Annotated in this window: 21 protein-coding genes; 13 read left to right on the top strand and 8 right to left on the bottom strand. The window is 39.9% G+C overall.

Annotated elements, in window-relative coordinates:
- Positions 1-313: 313 nt before the first annotated feature.
- Positions 314-1063 carry a CAP domain-containing protein gene (locus IRB79_RS19840; RefSeq protein ID WP_243504339.1) on the top strand — a complete coding sequence of 250 codons (750 nt, stop codon included), beginning with the start codon at positions 314-316 and terminating at the stop codon, positions 1061-1063.
- Positions 1064-1242: 179 nt separating this feature from the next.
- A complete protein-coding gene (locus IRB79_RS19835) occupies positions 1243-1740 on the top strand; it encodes a GNAT family N-acetyltransferase (RefSeq protein ID WP_243504337.1) in 498 nt (165 codons plus the stop codon).
- Here IRB79_RS19835 and IRB79_RS19830 read toward each other — a convergent pair.
- Complete coding sequence (locus tag IRB79_RS19830) at positions 1737-2234, bottom strand: Hsp20/alpha crystallin family protein (protein ID WP_243504335.1); 498 nt, start codon at positions 2232-2234, stop codon at positions 1737-1739. The genes IRB79_RS19835 and IRB79_RS19830 overlap by 4 nt on opposite strands.
- Positions 2235-2246: 12 nt before the next feature.
- Complete coding sequence (locus IRB79_RS19825; protein ID WP_243504333.1) at positions 2247-2729, bottom strand: Hsp20/alpha crystallin family protein; 483 nt, start codon at positions 2727-2729, stop codon at positions 2247-2249.
- 228 nt (positions 2730-2957) lie between these two features.
- Between IRB79_RS19825 and IRB79_RS19820 the strand changes: the two genes are divergently transcribed.
- Entirely contained in the window at positions 2958-3728 is a 771-nt protein-coding gene (locus IRB79_RS19820; protein ID WP_243504331.1) for an SDR family oxidoreductase, read from the top strand.
- A gap of 45 nt (positions 3729-3773) precedes the next feature.
- Here the strand turns inward: IRB79_RS19820 and IRB79_RS19815 are convergent, their stop codons facing one another.
- On the bottom strand, positions 3774-5138 hold the full coding sequence (locus IRB79_RS19815) for an MATE family efflux transporter (RefSeq protein ID WP_243504328.1): 1365 nt from the start codon (positions 5136-5138) through the stop codon (positions 3774-3776).
- 234 nt (positions 5139-5372) lie between these two features.
- Here IRB79_RS19815 and IRB79_RS19810 point away from each other — a divergent pair, with 234 nt between their 5' ends.
- The gene (locus tag IRB79_RS19810; protein WP_200870063.1) at positions 5373-5531 is read left to right on the top strand and encodes a hypothetical protein; all 159 of its coding nucleotides are present in this window, start codon (positions 5373-5375) and stop codon (positions 5529-5531) included.
- Between the two features lie 47 nt (positions 5532-5578).
- Here the strand turns inward: IRB79_RS19810 and IRB79_RS19805 are convergent, their stop codons facing one another.
- The 4 genes from IRB79_RS19805 to IRB79_RS19790 all read right to left on the bottom strand — a co-directional run bounded on the left by IRB79_RS19805 (position 5579) and on the right by IRB79_RS19790 (position 9118).
- Complete coding sequence (locus IRB79_RS19805; protein ID WP_035331501.1) at positions 5579-6139, bottom strand: GNAT family N-acetyltransferase; 561 nt, start codon at positions 6137-6139, stop codon at positions 5579-5581.
- Positions 6140-6451: 312 nt separating this feature from the next.
- A complete protein-coding gene (locus IRB79_RS19800) occupies positions 6452-7576 on the bottom strand; it encodes an amidohydrolase (RefSeq protein ID WP_243504327.1) in 1125 nt (374 codons plus the stop codon).
- A gap of 154 nt (positions 7577-7730) precedes the next feature.
- Positions 7731-8315, bottom strand: a complete 585-nt coding sequence (locus IRB79_RS19795) for an undecaprenyl phosphate transporter UptA (protein ID WP_243504324.1) — start codon at positions 8313-8315, stop codon at positions 7731-7733.
- A gap of 23 nt (positions 8316-8338) precedes the next feature.
- The gene (locus tag IRB79_RS19790) at positions 8339-9118 is read right to left on the bottom strand and encodes an undecaprenyl-diphosphate phosphatase (RefSeq protein ID WP_243509553.1); all 780 of its coding nucleotides are present in this window, start codon (positions 9116-9118) and stop codon (positions 8339-8341) included.
- A 233-nt stretch (positions 9119-9351) separates the two neighbouring features.
- Between IRB79_RS19790 and IRB79_RS19785 the strand changes: the two genes are divergently transcribed.
- From IRB79_RS19785 to IRB79_RS19745, 9 genes are all read left to right on the top strand, one after another.
- Positions 9352-9690, top strand: coding sequence for a DUF4870 domain-containing protein (locus IRB79_RS19785; RefSeq protein WP_243504321.1), 339 nt, complete (start codon positions 9352-9354; stop codon positions 9688-9690).
- Between the two features lie 132 nt (positions 9691-9822).
- The gene (locus tag IRB79_RS19780) at positions 9823-10785 is read left to right on the top strand and encodes a helix-turn-helix transcriptional regulator (protein WP_243504318.1); all 963 of its coding nucleotides are present in this window, start codon (positions 9823-9825) and stop codon (positions 10783-10785) included.
- Between the two features lie 140 nt (positions 10786-10925).
- A complete protein-coding gene (locus tag IRB79_RS19775) occupies positions 10926-11123 on the top strand; it encodes a PLD nuclease N-terminal domain-containing protein (protein WP_243504315.1) in 198 nt (65 codons plus the stop codon).
- A 2-nt stretch (positions 11124-11125) separates the two neighbouring features.
- Positions 11126-12031 (top strand): ABC transporter ATP-binding protein, encoded by a 906-nt coding sequence (locus IRB79_RS19770; RefSeq protein WP_243504314.1) that lies wholly within the window; start codon positions 11126-11128, stop codon positions 12029-12031.
- Positions 12028-12804 carry an ABC transporter permease gene (locus tag IRB79_RS19765; RefSeq protein ID WP_243504312.1) on the top strand — a complete coding sequence of 259 codons (777 nt, stop codon included), beginning with the start codon at positions 12028-12030 and terminating at the stop codon, positions 12802-12804. The genes IRB79_RS19770 and IRB79_RS19765 overlap by 4 nt, the downstream gene beginning before the upstream one ends.
- A gap of 95 nt (positions 12805-12899) precedes the next feature.
- Positions 12900-13745 (top strand): patatin-like phospholipase family protein, encoded by an 846-nt coding sequence (locus tag IRB79_RS19760; RefSeq protein ID WP_243504310.1) that lies wholly within the window; start codon positions 12900-12902, stop codon positions 13743-13745.
- A 271-nt stretch (positions 13746-14016) separates the two neighbouring features.
- Positions 14017-15357, top strand: a complete 1341-nt coding sequence (locus tag IRB79_RS19755; RefSeq protein ID WP_243504308.1) for a S8 family peptidase — start codon at positions 14017-14019, stop codon at positions 15355-15357.
- Between the two features lie 205 nt (positions 15358-15562).
- A complete protein-coding gene (locus IRB79_RS19750) occupies positions 15563-16351 on the top strand; it encodes a hypothetical protein (protein ID WP_243504306.1) in 789 nt (262 codons plus the stop codon).
- An 89-nt stretch (positions 16352-16440) separates the two neighbouring features.
- Entirely contained in the window at positions 16441-17016 is a 576-nt protein-coding gene (locus IRB79_RS19745) for a TlpA disulfide reductase family protein (protein ID WP_243504305.1), read from the top strand.
- A 19-nt stretch (positions 17017-17035) separates the two neighbouring features.
- Here IRB79_RS19745 and IRB79_RS19740 read toward each other — a convergent pair whose 3' ends face one another.
- The gene (locus IRB79_RS19740; protein WP_243504303.1) at positions 17036-17857 is read right to left on the bottom strand and encodes an EcsC family protein; all 822 of its coding nucleotides are present in this window, start codon (positions 17855-17857) and stop codon (positions 17036-17038) included.
- Positions 17858-17983: the final 126 nt, after the last annotated feature.

Raw genomic sequence — 17983 nt, 5'->3', positions numbered from 1 at the left:
GATCGGCCTAAATACCTGTCAATAGCGATGTTTTAGTATATAAATGGTATTTGTTCAGAGTGGCTTCCACTACAGAGAAAAAAAACCAGAAAATCGCTTACCCATTTTTGAGTGATCATAAACCTATTAAGATCAGGATTTATGAAAAGTTGTAAGTCTATTTTTACTAGTTTAAAAGTCTCTTAGGTGTGCTGTAATCAGGTATTTGTAAAATCTGTCCAAAAATATTACGAAAAACCCTGTGTTATGATGATTGTGCAAGTCACACAGCACCACACAACAAAGAAAACAAACACAGGGAGGATTTATATACATGAATAAGAAAGTTATTTACTCAGTAGCAGCGGCAGCAGCATTACTAGTATCAGCACCAGGAGCTAACCAAGCGGACGCAGCTTCAAATTGTCCTACTCCTGAGCAAGCTAAAAAAATTCAAGTCTCTCAATCTGGTAACCTAAGCCAGGAACAGATCAATAGCATTCTTCAAAAATACCTTAAAAACTACAATATTAATTGGGGTAATGTTCAAGTAAATAAACAGGAAGCTCAGAAGCCGGCAGCTCCAGCAGCTCCAGCAGCACAGCCTGCAAAAGCACAAGAAACAGCAAAGGCTCCAGCACAGCAGCCTGCACAGCAGCAAGCACCTGCTGAACAGACAAAAGAAGCAGCACCTGCAACTTCTGAAGTAAGTGCTTACGAGAAGAAAGTACTTGAATTAACTAACCAGGAACGTGCAAAAGCAGGAGTACCTGCACTTAAATTGGATGTTGAATTAAGCAAAGTTGCTCGTGAAAAATCACGTGATATGCAGTCTAAAGGATATTTTGACCATAACAGCCCAACTTACGGTTCACCATTTGATATGATGAAGCAATTCGGCATCTCATACACTACAGCAGGCGAAAACATTGCTATGGGCCAGCAGTCTCCTGAAGAAGTTGTACAAGCTTGGATGAATAGTGAAGGCCACCGTAAAAACATCATGAATGCAAACTTCACGCACCTTGGTGTTGGCCATGTTGCTGACGGTAACTACTGGACTCAAATGTTCATTGGAAAATAATATGTGATTGAGTAAAGGCAGCCTCTTTAGGCTGTCTTTTTATTTGTTTTTGCATTGTCTTAATTCCGTTTTTTACCTTGCGATTCAATTTAGTATTTACTTCGGCTCTATGTATGTATTCAATCATTCATAGGAACATTAGTAAAAGACACTAAAATCAGAAGCAACAGGTGATTTGAATGGATATTAGAAAAGGAACAAGAGACGATTTGAAAAAAATTATGGATATCGTACAGCAGACTGTTAACATTATGGAATCCGAGGGGAATGACCAATGGAACCGGACTTATCCCCAGGATCAGGATTTTTTAGCTGATGTTGAAGCAGGCAATTTGTATACGGCCATCTATGATGGAAAAGTTGCAGGTTCCATTACTGTCGATCAAACCCAGGCTAAGGAATATATAAATGCCTCGTGGAGAAAGGATGAGCCATGTTTTGTATTTCACCGTCTGGCAGTAGATCCTGAGATCAGAGGCGAGGGAATTGCGAGCAAGTTAATTATATTTGCTGAAGAACATGCAGTCAGCAAAGGGATTCCGTATATGAGAACAGATACATACTCGCTGAATAAAAAGGCTCAAAGTTTATTTGAAAAAAACGGATATGTCAATACAGGTACAATCTACATGGATCGGGACAACCCTTTTTATTGTTATGATAAGCTGCTTAATTAAAGCTTTTCTTCACTCTTTACAAAAATTTGTATTATTTCTTCCTCTTCGAATAAGATGGGAAGAGAAATGGAAAGTATTCCGTTTTCGAATGACGATTCTATCGAATATTTATCAACAGGCATAGGGAGGGTCAGCACCTTTTCAAAAGATCTGCTATGTCTTTCTTTCAGAAAATAGCGCAAGTGCTGATGAAATGATGAACATTTTCCTTTAATAATTAGTTCATTTTGTACGAGAGATACTTTAATGTCATTTTTGCATACACCGGGGAGCTCAGCTTCAATTTTGATATTCCCATTGTACTCATACATGTCACATCGCGGATAAATATCCTGATTCGATAAGAAGCGATTGATTTTTTCCTGCTCCAGTCCTGAAAAGGAATGTTTTTTATTGTGGCTGGAATTTTCAGGGGATACAAAGGTTCCCCAGAAATCCTGGTTCTGATATTGGGCGGACATTTTTATTAAATCTTTCCATTTATCCAGCTCCATAAAGATGCCCCCTTATAATATTTCGGTTACATCAATTTCCGAATATTGCATATCGACGTTTTTAGGTATTTTTATCTCCATATACCCCTCTTTGCAGCTGGCTGCTGACCCTTTTTTCCTGACAATAGCAGGGAGGGTTATGATATGCTTATCGTCTTTCTCAGGAATATGTTCAATAATCATTTGGTTGGATGTGTGGTAAAGTTTCATTTCTTTTAACCAGTCCTCGTTTTTTATGGGGAATCTCACAAATACATAATCATGTGTCTCAAAGACGGATGCATTCAGTGGTGCAGGATATGGCTGGTGATTAGCTCCGGGGGCTGCTGTATTAAAGCCTTTCATAAAATCTGGTGTTCCGGCCATTCCCTGCATATTTTGAGGAAACATTTGCCCCATGATATTTCGAACATATTTATCAATATCCTCCGGTTTCATTTGATGGGGAGGATTTTTCATATCTTTATTAAATGGAAAAAGGTTCCATGGAAACATCCTTCTCATCCTTTCCATGCTAAACTGCCTACAAGGCTAATGGTTCATCATAATCCTTATATTCTATGCGGAGAAACGCCTATCCGTTAATAATGGATCATTAAGCTTTGCGCAGCCCCTGTTGCAGAAGGTGAAAAAAACTTCTTATTATTTGCATTAATACACTGTAATTACTACTATATTGGTATTGATGTATATAAAAATTATTAAATACTGAGGGGTAATTTTGTGAGAAATAAAGCAGCTTTAATCACGGGAGGAGCAACAGGGATCGGGAAAAGAACGGCGCATGTGCTTGCCGCTAAAGGCATCGATCTGGTGATCAATTACCGTAGCAGTCAAAAGGAAGCTGTCTCATTATGCGGGGAACTGACCAAAATGTACGGAACTAAAAATATTGCACTGCAGGGGGATATTTCTATACCGGCGGATTGTGTAAAGATGTCAGAAGCTGCTTTGAATGAATTCCCAGTCATCGATATAGTCATTCATAATGCCGGCCCTTATGTACATGAAAGAAAAGAGATGCTGGATTATACCTTCGAACAATGGAATTATCTGATTAATGGTAATTTAAATGCGGTATTTTATTTATCTAAGCTGTTTATCCCGAAAATGCGGGAAAATGAATGGGGAAGGATTATTACGATTGGCTTTGATCGTGTAGAATCAGCTTCCGGCTGGATATACCGTTCCGCTTTTGCCGCTGCAAAAACGGGTGCAGCGTCTTTGACGAAATCCATCGCAATTGAAGAGGCCGGGAATGGAATTACCGCAAATATGGTTTGTCCGGGAGATATAACCGGTGAATGGAAGGAAAAAAATATCGAAGAAGCTGCTGAGGTTCAGGAAAATGCATCACCAGTCGGAAGACCGGGAACAGGTGAGGATATTGCCCGTGTAATCAGCTTTCTGACAGATGAAAAATCCGATTTTATAACAGGCAGCATTATCCCAGTTACAGGGGGTAAAGATGTACTTGGTAAAATTTACCAGTAATAAACTTATAAAAAAGGCAGAAGAACTGAATTCTTCTGCCTTTTTTTAAACTTTCATGGATGCTGGATATTTTTTGTTTTGAAGATAAATCAGCCGGCTTGTTAAAGTAATGGCGCCAGCTGCAAGTCCTGTAATTAAGCCGATCCAATAACCGTATGCCCCCCAGTTTGTATGATTGGCTAGATAAAAGCCAAATGGCAGCCCGATGACCCAATAAGAAATAAGTGACATAATAAATGTAACATTCACGTCCTTATACCCTCTTAATGCTCCCTGGACAGGTGCCTGAATTGCATCTGAAAGCTGAAAGAACATGGCATAGATTAAAAAATCGGCCGTGAATTTTAAAACATCGTCGTCTGTTGTATAAATAGATGCAACTTCTTTTGGGAAAGCCAAAAGAATGGCTGCACAAATTAATGCCATAATTACGGCAATACCCACCCCGATCCAGCTGTACTCTTTAGCATCCCTAAATCTTGCAGCCCCTGCTTCAAATCCTACAACTATTGTTAATGCCATTGAGATGCTGAGCGGTATCATATAAAGAAGCGATGCAAAATTAAGGGCAATCTGATGAGCGGCGATAACGGCTGTTTCGAATGTGCTCATTAATAAAGTAACTGCTGAGAAAATGCTTGTTTCGAAAAAAATCGATAAACCAATCGGGATGCCAATCATAAGTATTTCTTTCCATTTTCCGATTGAAACAGCATGCAGATTCCTGAAAACTCCATAATTCGAGAATGGAGAATTTTTATGAATAATAAAAAATGAAATGAGCATTATCAGCCAGTAAGTAATAGAAGAAGCATAACCTGCACCTGCTCCTCCGAGTTCCGGGAATCCCCATTTGCCATATATAAGTATATAGTTAAACACAGCATTGATTGGCAGTGAAAGAAGAGTAATGGTCATACTCACCCTGGTCTTTCCAAGAGCGTCAATAAACGACCTTAATACATTGTAGACAAACAGGGGGATCAATCCTGTGCTTAAGGCTGCAAGGTAGTTGAAAGCTGTGTCCTGGACCCTGTTTTCGAGATTCATTCCACTTAAAATTGGATTTAAGGAGAGTGCTCCTCCGGCAAATACAAGGACGGCCATAATGATGGATAGATAAACACCTTGAATGACAGAAAAAGCAACATCCTCACTCTGTTTCTTTGCTCCCACCAAGTGGGACACGATCGGTGTAACAGCAAGGAGTATGCCGCTGAGACCGGTGAACACAGGAACCCAAAGTGAGGATCCAATCGCTACACCTGCCAGGTCCTGTGAATTATAGCGGCCGGTCATTAAAGTATCAATAAATGTCATGGAGTACATCGCCAGCTGGGTTACTAATATTGGAATTAGAATCACCAGCAGCTGATGCATCTTTTGTTTTTTGCTGTATGTTTGATTCATGAATCTTTCCTCTTTCTTTAAAGTGACTAGAGAATTATATCATACTCTAAAGAGAGGCCGGAGCAACGCAGGCCATTTATCCTGGAAAAACAGTTAAAGAAATCTGAACAAATCGAGAAAACAAAATGTTTCAATTATGTGAACTTTTGAATAACGAGAATAAAAATCCTTCCATCGGCGAATATAAATATTAAAAGCAGCCATTTCCAAACTAGACTTGAAGGAGGCAGAAAGATGAGCTTCAATATAAATAGGATTAATCCAAATCAGACTCAAGTTTCATTTGTGGACGGGCGTTTTGAAACACTTACAAATGAAGAGCTGGAAGAATTGCTGTCCCAGTACGGAATAAGAGAAAAAACAGATGAACCGGAATCCAATATTATCAATTGAAAGAATAATAAAAGCACTTGCCTCTATGCAAGTGCTTTGCGTTTTTATTAAGCCTCCAGTAATTGGGACGATTCTTGGACTGCTGCTCCATGACGCATTACATGAAGAGTATATAGATCTTTTGGGATCTCATATAAATTGTAAATATCTCCATTGGCATTCAGCTGATCATAAACAGACTTTCTCGTTTCATTTGCAAGAATGACATAAGGAAGCTTTTCTGCAGCTTTTTGCGAGCGGATATTTTCCTTGCGGATCCGCATAAAGATTGTTTCAATGCCGGTTTCAAAAAAGAGCTCCTCAAAGAAAGCATCTTTTGCTAATTTGTTATAGCCTTTGCCATGATAAGGCTTGCCAAGCCATGTACCTAAGAAGCCGGCATTGTCCTGGATGTCATACAAATTAATCGTCCCAATCGGAGCGCCCCATTCATCAAGAATTGTGCGTGAAATCAATTCACCGCGTTCTTCTGCTTCGATTGTCTGCTTTGTAATAAACATAAACTCATCATAACAATTGGCTTTTTGGCGAACAAAAGGGAAGACATCAGGGTGCGTCATTAAATCAAATAAAGCATGGCAGTCGTGAAGATCACGTTTCTTGAGCATAGGATATCCCTCCAATTGAGGGCAGTCCTACTCCATGCCAAATAGAGCCATCGGTCCACCCTCGAAATTTTTTATTATGCTGCTAAAAAATTTCGGGGTGGGAATCGAACCCACTAGAACCAGATAACTGGTGGCGCACCATTTGCCTTCCCTATTACTATCGTTTCCGATATTAGATTGTCTGTCATAAAGAAGCAAAATTTTCACTTCACTTTAGGTATAATACTAAAAAAAAATCAAAAAGGAAATAGGTTTTTTGATTATTTTTTTGCGATTTTATGTCAAATTACACCAGCGATATTCGACATGGTTTCACGATTCCCTGTACACAAAATTTCCGCCTATCATTGTCCATTTCGGCTTGGAAAGAAAGTGGAATGGGTGATGGTTCCACAATACTAAATCGGCATCTTTTCCTTCCTCGATGCTCCCAAGCTGATTATCGATCCTGAGGTTTTTTGCCGGCAGAATGGTGATTCCTTCTAAGGCTTTTTGTTCGGAAAGGCCTTCCCGGACTGCAATAGCTGCACACATATTTAAATACTGCACAGGTGTGTAGGGATGATCTGTAGTGATGGAAACTTCAACACCATGCTCTGTCAGCTGCTGATACGTTTTCCAGGTTTTGTTTTTCAGCTCCACTTTGGACCGCCTTGTTAAAGTGGGCCCGACTGATACCTTTAAATTCAGCCCTTCCAATTCGTCCGCAATTAAATGGCCTTCTGTACAATGTTCGATCCGAAGATCCAGATTGTATTCTTCTGCAAAGCGGATGGCAGAAATGATATCATCTGCCCTATGCGCGTGAATCCTGACGGGAATTTCTCTTTTAAGCGCTTTTACAAGCGGTGCAAACCTAAATGAGTCAGGGTTATCGCAATGTAAAGCCTCATAAAAGGCTTCCCTCAGCATTCCCATTATCCCCATTCTTGTAATTGAATCCTTGTTGCCATGGCTGTGAATCCGTTTTGGATTTTCTCCAAGGGCAATCTTAAGTCCGGCTGTTTCCTGTATAATCATTTTGCTGATATTTTTTCCTGCAGTCTTAATAACAGAAGTTGTTCCCCCAATTACATTGGCGCTGCCTGGCATGATATGGGCAGTTGTTATGCCATATTTCACAGCATCGGCAAAAGCCGGATCAAGAGGATATACTCCATCCATCGCTCGAATGTGCGGACTAAGCGGTTCAATTGTTTCGTTGGCATCATTGCCTGCCCATCCCGTTCCTTCATCATACAGGCCCAAATGAGTATGAACATCTATGAAGCCCGGAAGCAGGTGGTGGCTATGGCAGTCAATAATTTTTACATTTGAATCAGACTTTAAGTTCTTGCCTGTCTTTAAAATCTTTCCGTTTTCTACTATTACATCCCCATGGAAAGTAGGGGAAGTAACAGGGTAAATGATTGCGTTTTTTAATAAAATTTTCATCACATGGTCTCGTCCTTTGAACCTGTAGTTTTTGCTTTATTTTACAAAAATGAAAAGAAAGTGTGAACATTTTTCTGAATGAACTTGATATGCTCAAATAAAAAAAGTGTAAAATTATCATTCTACACTTTTGAGTAATAACCTGATTTTGGTTATGTTAACTTTTCCGCGTTTTGTAAAAAAAATAGAACACTCCCGAGCCCAAAGCGATGACTATTATCGGCAATATAAATGGTTTTGCATATTCTTTGATGTCTCTCCAGTGGTCACCAAGTTCCATTCCCAATAATAAAAAGAGGACCGTCCATGGCACCATGGCAGCTATGGTGTAAACAGTAAAGACCGATAATGGCATTTTGGCTATTCCTGCAGGGATGGATATGGCGTGCCGTATTACAGGTATAAATCTGGCCGTAAAGATCACTCCTGTTCCATACTTTTCGAACCATTTCTCCGATGCATCCAAATGTTTTTTATGAATCAGCAAATATTTTCCATATTTATCAAGAACAGGCCTTCCGCCATACACGCCAAGCCAGTAAAGAAACAGCTGGGCAAATGTTCCGCCTGCAACCCCCGCAAGCAGGGCTCCTGTAAAATGGATGTCTCCTGTGCCAACTAAAAAGCCGCCATAGCTCAGGACAATTTCGCTTGGTATCACCTCAACCATTAAACCAAGTGCAATGCCGGCATAACCCAGCTGGGAAAGTATTTCAAAAATGCTGGCAATGATCTCTTCCATACTGATACCTCCCCATTAGAAAATTAAAAAATCCCGGTCATTTGCAGGAATATAATGGTGAACCCTAATATCCAAACGTATACAGCAAATATCTTCAAGGATTTTCGTTTTAGAAAATTAATCATCCAAACGACTGCTGCATAGCCAAAGAGTGCTGATGACAAAGTTGCCATTAACATACTGCCAAGGGTTATGGCTTCAGTGTGGCCGGACATCAATTCTCCAAATTGCATGACAATGCCGCCTGCGATGGCCGGAATGGATAGCAGAAAGGAAAAATAAGCAGCTGTTTCCCTGTCGAGCTTTCGGAAAAGGCCTGCTGCAATGGTTAAGCCGGACCTGGAGACTGCCGGAAAGATGGCAGCTGCCTGAAAAGTGCCGATAAACAGAGCATCTCCGTATGTGATGCGATCCATCTTTTTTGCACCTTTCTTAACACCATCAGCAATCCAGAGTATGAACCCGGTAAATAGAAATTCCCAGCCGATTGTAACACCGGATTTTGAAATTGAATCGAACATGTCACTCAGCAGGAGCCCGACGATTACGGCTGGAATCGTCCCGACTATCAGAAGCATCGACAGCTTGCCGAATGGCTTCTTTACAATTTGAAGCAATTCATTTTTGTAAACGACAAGGACTGCCAGTAAAGTTCCTATATGCAGCATTGTATCAAGGAAGAGTCCTGCTTCATCAAGCCCAAATAGATGTCTCCCCAGATATAAATGTCCTGTACTTGATATAGGCAGGAACTCGGTAAGTCCCTGGATGATCCCCAGAATGAATGCCTCCAGCTTTGACATCATCTATATATCACCTTCCTAAGCAGGTATGAGAATTAGGCAAAGTCATGGCGCAATGCCTGTCTTTAACATTTGTATTCAAGTTGTCCCAATCAAGAACTTGAAATTAAGGTTTTACGGATTTTGGGGAAGGGTGCAAAAATTAAAAAAAACATGAAACCTTTTAAAATGAATAACGTAAATAATATAGAAGAAATCATAATATATATTGAGGATTATTAGGAGGAAACAGAATGAATGATTATAAAATGCCTTCCAATGATGAAAGGCTTTTAGCAGCAGCCATCTATGTAACCAGCTTTTTTACAGCTTTTATCGGACCGCTTATCATTTGGCTCTTAAAAAAGAATGACTCTGAGTTTGTAGATTATCATGGCAAGGAATATTTAAACTTTTTAATTTCCTATACGATTTACAGCGCCATCAGCGTAGTGCTTATGATCATCTTAATTGGGGTGATTACTATTTGGATCGTGGGAATCCTTGCTTTTATTTTCACGATAGTAGCTGCAGTCAAAGCGTATGAGGGCAAGGAGTACAGAATACCTTTAGTTTTCAGGATTTTAAAGTAATTTATCAGAGTCCAGGGCCGTTGCCACTGGGCTTTTTTTAATGGATAATTAACTCTGCAGAGCTTTTAGTTATAAAGTACACGGGGTGATGTAATGAATAGACTTGATAACAAACAAAGGATGCTCAAGCTTATGGATATTCTGAGAGAGCAGACAGATGAAGAAAATGAATATACACTGGACGATATAACTGAATGCTTTAAAAAGGAATATGGACCGGATGTGAAATTAAACAAAAACTCACTAAGGGACGATATTGAACATCTGATTGAAGCAAAATTCGATATTACCATCAACCAGGAAAAAGAGGGAATGCCGAAGTTCTACAGCCATCAATACCGTCTATTCGAGCTTTATGAATTGCGTATGCTGATTGATGCCGTTGCTTCTGCACGCTTCATCACGAAAGAGGAGACGAAACAGCTGATCCGGAAAATTAAAAAGCTGACAAGCATTCATCATGCCAAAAAGCTGCATAATGAAATTTTGATCGATTCCTCTGTAAAAAGTGAAAGCAAACTGGTTCGGCTGGCTATCAATGATTTGCATGAAGCCATTTCCGAGCGGAGAATCGTCACATTTCAATATGGAAGATATAATCTCAACAAGGAATTTGTTTTAAGCCACAATGGAGGGCAATACAGGGTCAAGCCGCTGGCGCTCACCTGGGTAAATGATTTTTATTATTTAATAGCCTATTACTTTGCTAAAGAAGAAATCCGCCATTACCGGATTGACCGTCTGCGCAATGTAAATATAACGGAAGAACAGTTCGCATATGAACCCTTTGATGTATCTAAGTATGTGAGCTCGACCTTTCATATGTATGCCGGCTCTGAAGAGTGGATAAAAATCCGGTTCCATAACGATCTGATCAACGTGATAATTGATAAATTCGGGCGGGATGCAGACATAAGAAAGCTTGATGAAAACCATTTCGTTTTAACAGCAAAAGCCATTGTGAGTGATGGTCTTGTCAAATGGCTCCTCAACTGGGGTAACCAGGCGAAGGTACTCTCGCCGTCCTCACTCATTGATCAAGTAACAAACGAAATCCGCCATATGATGGCTGTTTATGAAAAAGAAATGAATTAATCCTTGCTTATTTTATTAAACTTTTGAAGCGCTCCATTATTGGGGTGTTTTTTTTGCTTGAAAAAAACTGAATTTCAAGTGAACGTTTTCTGAACTTGCACGTCTTATGAATGACATAGCAAATGAGGGAGGACATCATAATGGAATTTATAGAAAGCATAAACTGGGCAATCCTTGCACCAATTATCATTATTCAGCTTATTTTAATGACCGCTGCAATTATTGACCTGGTAAAAATAGAAAAACCAAATGGGCCAAAATGGGTATGGGCTCTTGTCATTTTATTTATAAACCTGTTTGGGCCAATTATTTACTTTATTTTCGGAAGGAGAAGCTGAAAATGCCGGTTGTAAGCATAACGAACCTTAAAAAGCAGTTCCAGGACCAGGAAGTAATAAAAGGTCTGGACTTCCAATTGTCTGAAGGAAAATGTATTGCCCTTCTGGGAGCAAACGGAGCAGGAAAAACAACCACACTAAAAATGCTTGCCGGCCTGATGAAGCCAGATTCCGGCTCGATCGTGTTTGAAGGGGGAGAATTAACGGATTTCCGAAAACTAATAGGCTATCTTCCTCAATTTCCCGTTTTTTATGAATGGATGACAGGTAAGGAATTTCTTGAATATGCCGGCCAGCTTACTGGACTATCGAAAGCAGCGGCCAAAGACAGAGCAGAGGAGCTTCTTGAACTTACAGGCATAGCTGATGCAAAGAATCGCCGTATAGGAAAATATTCAGGAGGCATGAAGCAGCGGCTTGGAATCGCTCAGGCTATAATCCATCGTCCGAAGCTCGTCATGCTTGATGAACCAGTTTCTGCCCTTGATCCCTTTGGACGCAGAGAAGTGCTGGAAATGATGGATAAGCTGAAAAAAGAAACTGCCATCCTGTTTTCAACACATATCTTAAATGATGCCGAAGAAATATGTGATGAAATACTATTTCTCCATAATGGTGAATTGGTTGAGTCTGGAACAATGGCAGACCTGAGAGCTAAACATCAGCAGGCAAAAATTGACTTAGCTTTTAAGCAGAATACTCCGCAATTTGCCGAAGAATTATCTCTGCTCCAGCCTGTTTCTTCAATGAAATTGGATCGAGAGTGTGCGAGTTTTTTGGTTGAGGATATAGAATATGCCAGAAAACTATTTTTAACTGAGATTATGAAACGGAACTTGCCGCTGGTTAAGTTTGAAATCAGCAGAACAAGCCTGGAGGATGTCTTCATGAAGGTGGTGCGAAAATGAACCAATGGTTAACTTTATTTAAAAAAGAAATGCTTGAAATGTCCAGAAATTACAAGTGGATCTGGGTGCCTCTTACTTTTATTTTGATAGCTGTAAAAGAGCCGCTGACATTATATTATATGCCTCAGATTATTGATTCTTTAGGCGGTCTTCCGGAAGGGGCAGTCATCGAGCTTCCTGTTCCTTCTGCAGGTGAAGCACTCGCTGCAAGTCTTAGCCAGTTCAATACGTTTGGTGTGCTTATTATTGTATTAATTACAATGGGGACTATTGCTGGGGAAAGGAAATGCGGTGTGGCGGGGCTTATACTGGTGAAGCCTGTTTCATACGCTCGGTTTGTAACTTCAAAGTGGGCTGGTTCTATGATTCTCATATGGTTCTCATATTTTTTAGGTTACTTCCTCTCCTGGTACTATGTAGGCATATTGTTTGAATTTATTCCTTTTTCGGATTTTCTCCAATCTTTCTTTGTTTATGGTATCTGGCTTACCCTTATAGTAACTGTAGTAATACTGTTCAATACTTTTATAAAATCTCCTGGTGCGATCGGATTTATCAGTATTGGCATCATAGTCATATTAAGCCTTTTGAGCAGTTCGCTTTCTCATCTGCTGGAGTGGAGTCCGGCCCTTCTGTCTGCTTATACGAATGCTTTTATTATGGGCCGGAATTTCCCGGATGAAGTATTGCCGAGTATCATTGTTTCTGTGTTTACAATTATTCTTTCCATGCTTGCATCAATTGCTATTTTTAAAAGAAGGGAACTTGCCTGAATTCATGGCATGTTCTTTCTTTTTGGGCATATTTGTATATGGAGAGGTTAATATTTTGGTAGTATAGCTTTAAAAGAATGAAAGGAAGATGAAGGTTGATCAGTGAAGCGGGTCTGGTGCTTGAAGGCGGAGGAATGCGAGGAGTATACACAGCGGGGGTTCTCGAATATTTTCTTGAACAGGACCTCTGCTTTCCTTATGTAATTGGAGTTTCTGCAGGGGCTTGCAATGCAGCTTCTTACTTGTCCAAGCAAAAGGGCAGGAATAGAATTGTGAATGTGGACTATGTTACAGATCCCCGATATATCTCATGGCGGAATTACTTTAAATCCCGTCAGTTTTTCGGGATGGATTTTATTTTTGATGAAATACCGAATAAACTTGTCCCATATCACTATGATGAGTTTTATAAAAATGAGTCTGAATTTGTCATTGGAACAACAGATTGCCATACAGGTAAACCGGTGTATTTCAGTAAAAAAGATTATGGCAAAGATATGCTTAAGGTTTTAAAAGCATCCAGTTCCTTGCCTTTTATTGCTCCGGAGGTAGATTTTAATAGCCGGGTCCTCCTTGATGGCGGAATCAGCGACCCTATACCAATTAAAAAAGCCCAGCAAGATGGATTCAAAAAAAATATAGTAATCTTGACAAGAAACAGGGGATATTCCAAGAAGCCATCTAAATTTACTTTTATGGTCAAAAGGAAATATCCGCAGTACACTGGGCTTCAGAAAGCATTGGCGGAACGCTGCCGGACTTATAATGAGACCCTCCGCTATGTTGAACAGGAAGAGAAGAATGGGACAGTTCTTGTCATCCAGCCGCAGGAGCCATTAACAGTGGGACGGATGGAACGGAATCCTCAAAAACTGGAAAAGTTATATCTGCAAGGATATGAAGATGCAAGAAAATCCTTTGAGAGAATCAATCAATTTTAGCCAAGCCGTATCTAATAAGATGCGGTTTTTTATTAAGGAAATAGTCTTGTCTTTTCGACAGTGTTGTCGAGGAACAAACAAAGTTTTTGATTGAGAATCAAGCTAATAGACCCAGACAAACTTAAAAAATATGGTATTTATGTAAGTGAAATGGGTTTGAAGTATTGTTTTCTGCAAAATGACGAAAAAGTATGTCGAAATACAAAGATTGTCGATATCTTTATTTTGAATATAATGAAAATTAGAAAATATAAGGGGGTCTCAATAAAAAATGAATATCAAGAAGGGCATCGTAACGGGTACATTAAGTTTGGCATTATGTGCCTCAGCTGTTTTTGCGGGTTCTGTCAGCATTGGACAAGCCCAAACGGTTGAAAAGAGTTATTTAGTCGTTTTCAAAGATGAAGCAAAGCTTCCTGCAGGCTATACAGAATTAGTGAGAAAATCTGGAGGACAAGTAGAGAATAAGCTTGACAAATTAGGAGCTGTTGAGGTTACATCAGCAAATCCTAATTTTCTTAATGAAATCCGGAAGTCTTCCTTGGTATTGTCTGCTGGGGCTGAAAATGTTATTTATCCCGAAGCTCCTGCAGTAGATGCAGATCTTCCGTTAGATAATGCTGATTTATATAACAGTCTACAATGGGATATCAAACAAGTAACGAATGATGGTGCGTCATGGAATCTTCCAGGAGGAACTGGAAAGACAGCTGACGGTAAAGATATCGTTGTTGGTGTAATTGACACAGGTATTGACTATAATCATCCAGATTTAAAAGAAAATTACGCATATGGTAAATCCTTTGTTCCTGGCTATCCAGATCCAATGGATGAAAACAGCCATGGAACGCATGTTGCAGGATCCATCGCAGCGAAAGGAAGAACGATGGGTGTCGGACCTGACTTGAAGGTTGCGGCTTACCGTGTATTTGGCCCTACTGGCGGCGCAGAGACTTCCCATATCGCCGAAGCTTTAATGACGGCTGCAGACGATAATGTTGATGTTGTCAATATGTCTCTTGGAGGCTATGATTGGTTCCAGAATCCTGAATATGCAACGAAGGAAACTGTAGCGGACGTGCAAATGTTTAACAGAGCCATCAAATATGCGATTCAAAAAGGTGTTACTGTAGTTGGTTCAGCAGGCAATAACGCTGTTGATTTAAAGAGCCCGGGACAGCTGTCAGGTTCTGATAACGGTGCAACACACAGAAGCCCCAGCAGTCAATTGATGATTCGTGTATCTGCGGGAGGCGCTTTAAAGAATCTTGCTTTCTATTCCAATTACGGTGTCGGCAAAATTGATGTCATGGCACCTGGCGGAGACCTGGGACCAAACTATGATCCAAATACTGGAGCTGGCAGAGACAATACTTATTTGGCATTAGCCACAATCCCTGGCGGCGGGTATGGGTATAAAGGCGGGACTTCTATGGCTGCTCCGAAAGTTGCGGCACTGGCTGGTGTTATCATTGCAAAACATGGGAAAGACCAAATCTCTCCTTCACAAGTAAAGCAGATCATTCAATCTTCATCAGAAGATATCTTCAAGCCTGGATACGACGAACAATCTGGCCATGGGCTAATTAATGCAGTTAATGCTTTAAAATAATTCCATCAAACGAGCTGGCGGAAAGTGTCCGTCAGCTTTTTTATTTGAAGGAAAATCAGCGAATAAAGATGTTAACGAAAAACTCAAACAGACTATCTGCAGATGCAGCAATATTTCCCCTTCATAAAATCCTGCCAAAAATTCATTTTTTTTGGAACTATTTAATAGAATATAGAGAAATACATATAGCGGGGGAGACATACTAATGAATATCCAGCAATATTACCGGAAAACAGCTGACATCTCAATAAATGCTAGCCTTGCCGCACTTGTACCTCCATTTTTCCTTCTATTGGTTTTAATAAATGAATTTCCACGGACTAATTTAATTCTTTTTCTAATCCCTTTCATCATATATAGTTTTCTGTGCCATCAAATTCACTTGCTGAATAAGCAAAGGGCGGCTGAGATTGAGGAGGGAAATTCCAAGAAAAGCAGACAAGCCCTTCTCTCATTCTTATGCCAGTCAAATTTGATGATCGCTTTTATGCCGGCTCCCGCCCTTAGAATGGTGCTTTTTGATCCGGAAGGAAGGCAGGTTGGTGAAATCAGGGATATGAAAATGTGGAAGTTTCGATGGTTCTTGCCTTATTTTTTGGACCGGCTTTTTCCAAGAAGGCTGGGAATCTACGATCATAAAGATAATCTGGAGGCATCAATCCTAATCGATAAAAAAGGCATGAATATTTCGTTTGCGAAAGACTCCTGCAAAGAAACAATAATTAATAAAAAAGATGGATCCAAACTGGTATTTGAGAATGGCTGTGATCGATATTCCATTGCTAAAACCTTTTTCCATACGGATTTTCAAGTTCTTGATGAGAAATCAAAAAGGATTGCACGTCTTCGCAAAGGATGGATGCCGCTTGAATGGGGGCAGCAGTTTAGGGACCCCAATACACCTGTACTTTCTTTTGATGAGGGTCTGACAGCAAAAGAAAAGCTTAGAATTTATGCCATTTTTGCGACGTTTTTTCTTTACCGCAATCACTAAAACAGAGTGCACATTTATAGATTCTATATTCCCCATATAGTATGATAAGTTCAGCTAATATATAGGGATATCAGTATAGAGGTGTTGGAATGAAAAAATTTCTACTCGCAGCCGCGGTTATTGTCCTTTTGCTGTTTATTGTTGACAAAACAATTCTCAAGGAAAAAGGGGTAGTAGAGCAAGCCGGACAAATGCAGAAATACGATAAAATGGAAGATCCTGAAGATTTGCCTGTTGGTCTTGAGAAAGGAAATCTTGCTCCTGATTTTGAACTGTCAGATATGGAAGGAAACCCAGTAAAACTCTCCGACTACAGGGGCAAGGCAGTGCTTTTAAATTTCTGGGCAAGCTGGTGTCCTCCTTGCCGTGCGGAAATGCCGCATATGGAGAAGCTGTATAACAAGTATAAAGATGAAAATTTCGATATTCTAGCCGTCAATCTCACAAACACAGAAAAAAATAGCAGTGACGCAGAGAAATTCGTAAAAGAGCTGGGGCTGACTTTTACAATTCCTATGGATGTAAAAGGAGAGGCGGGTTCTGACTATAATATAATGGCTTATCCTACAAGCTATTTTATTGATTCTGATGGTGTTATTAGAGAGAAAGTTTTGGGAGCTTTAAATGAAGAGTATATGGAGAAGGAGATCAAAAAGCTTCCTTAAATAAAACCGGAGAGCCATTTTAGCTCTCCGGTTTTATTTCTGTAATCCTATTCTGGTGCAGACGATTAACGATTACTCTTTTTCGGTATAGCATAATGCCTGCTTCGGCAATGTCATTTACGGCTGAGCGATTTATGAAAGCCCCAAACAGCAGTCCGGCTATCGGGATCATTTGGAAAAGTTTTTTCCAGCCAATTTGATCCCTGTAAGAAAACACAACTTCTCTCCATCCCTGAAGCTCTGAAACGACTTCCCTTTTTGATCCGTCTTCTTTAGAACCAAACATGGAAAGCTGCTGCAGAATGGCTTTTTTTCCTACAATGTCACTGGAAACAAATTGCAGAATTTTTACGATGAACATTCTTTCATTCTTATCAGCTGGATCAAAGCCATAGCAAATCGCGATATCCTGCAGAGTTTTTAGCTGAATGCCAAGGAGAAGAGGGATATCAATCGTCAGGGTGAAAATCCCTCCGACCCCGGTACTAGCACCTTGCAATGCAGCGGTTCTTTTACGGTTTGAGCTTAGCTTTTCGGCGGCTTCATCCATCTTTGATATGGGCAGGGCTTCTACATCCTGTAAGGTATGAATATTTTGTTCAGGATAATAATTCTTTAACGCCGAAGCTGAACTTAAATATCTTCCTCCTGATTGAATATATGTGCCAAGCTCATCAAGAATCACTCCAACCTTTTTTTGTATGAACTCCGGTGTGAATCTATCAATAAGTTTAAAAGGGAGTCTTCCCAGCTTCTCCCAAAACCATAAATCACCTTGGTCTTTTTCCCATTCTTCACATTTTCTTAATTCATTTATTAGATGTTCTCTTGGTTCAATCATATTTAAAGTCCTCTCCTTCTTCTATAGTTAACTATACGGCTGTTTAAAGCAAAAGTTTCAATTCTTTCACAAGCAATTCTCTTTGTATATTCCGACTATTCATGGTAAGATTCTTATAATAGAATA

It is taken from the genome of Cytobacillus oceanisediminis (assembly GCF_022811925.1).
GTDB lineage: Bacteria > Bacillota > Bacilli > Bacillales > Cytobacillaceae > Cytobacillus > Cytobacillus oceanisediminis_D.
The sequence above is the reverse complement of the archived record's forward strand: the minus strand, read 5'-3'. Positions and strand labels throughout refer to the sequence as shown.

Coding starts and splice junctions, on each gene's coding strand:
- IRB79_RS19765 (WP_243504312.1), top strand. CDS start 12,028: ATGAACCAATGGTTAACTTTATTTAAAAAAGAAATGCTTGAAATGTCC.
- IRB79_RS19775 (WP_243504315.1), top strand. CDS start 10,926: ATGGAATTTATAGAAAGCATAAACTGGGCAATCCTTGCACCAATTATC.
- IRB79_RS19785 (WP_243504321.1), top strand. CDS start 9,352: ATGAATGATTATAAAATGCCTTCCAATGATGAAAGGCTTTTAGCAGCA.
- IRB79_RS19790 (WP_243509553.1), bottom strand. CDS start 9,118: ATGTCAAAGCTGGAGGCATTCATTCTGGGGATCATCCAGGGACTTACC.
- IRB79_RS19840 (WP_243504339.1), top strand. CDS start 314: ATGAATAAGAAAGTTATTTACTCAGTAGCAGCGGCAGCAGCATTACTA.
- IRB79_RS19780 (WP_243504318.1), top strand. CDS start 9,823: ATGGATATTCTGAGAGAGCAGACAGATGAAGAAAATGAATATACACTG.
- IRB79_RS19750 (WP_243504306.1), top strand. CDS start 15,563: ATGAATATCCAGCAATATTACCGGAAAACAGCTGACATCTCAATAAAT.
- IRB79_RS19770 (WP_243504314.1), top strand. CDS start 11,126: ATGCCGGTTGTAAGCATAACGAACCTTAAAAAGCAGTTCCAGGACCAG.
- IRB79_RS19740 (WP_243504303.1), bottom strand. CDS start 17,857: ATGATTGAACCAAGAGAACATCTAATAAATGAATTAAGAAAATGTGAA.
- IRB79_RS19830 (WP_243504335.1), bottom strand. CDS start 2,234: ATGGAGCTGGATAAATGGAAAGATTTAATAAAAATGTCCGCCCAATAT.
- IRB79_RS19745 (WP_243504305.1), top strand. CDS start 16,441: ATGAAAAAATTTCTACTCGCAGCCGCGGTTATTGTCCTTTTGCTGTTT.
- IRB79_RS19810 (WP_200870063.1), top strand. CDS start 5,373: ATGAGCTTCAATATAAATAGGATTAATCCAAATCAGACTCAAGTTTCA.
- IRB79_RS19755 (WP_243504308.1), top strand. CDS start 14,017: ATGAATATCAAGAAGGGCATCGTAACGGGTACATTAAGTTTGGCATTA.
- IRB79_RS19825 (WP_243504333.1), bottom strand. CDS start 2,729: ATGTTTCCATGGAACCTTTTTCCATTTAATAAAGATATGAAAAATCCT.
- IRB79_RS19815 (WP_243504328.1), bottom strand. CDS start 5,138: ATGAATCAAACATACAGCAAAAAACAAAAGATGCATCAGCTGCTGGTG.
- IRB79_RS19805 (WP_035331501.1), bottom strand. CDS start 6,139: ATGCTCAAGAAACGTGATCTTCACGACTGCCATGCTTTATTTGATTTA.
- IRB79_RS19795 (WP_243504324.1), bottom strand. CDS start 8,315: ATGGAAGAGATCATTGCCAGCATTTTTGAAATACTTTCCCAGCTGGGT.
- IRB79_RS19835 (WP_243504337.1), top strand. CDS start 1,243: ATGGATATTAGAAAAGGAACAAGAGACGATTTGAAAAAAATTATGGAT.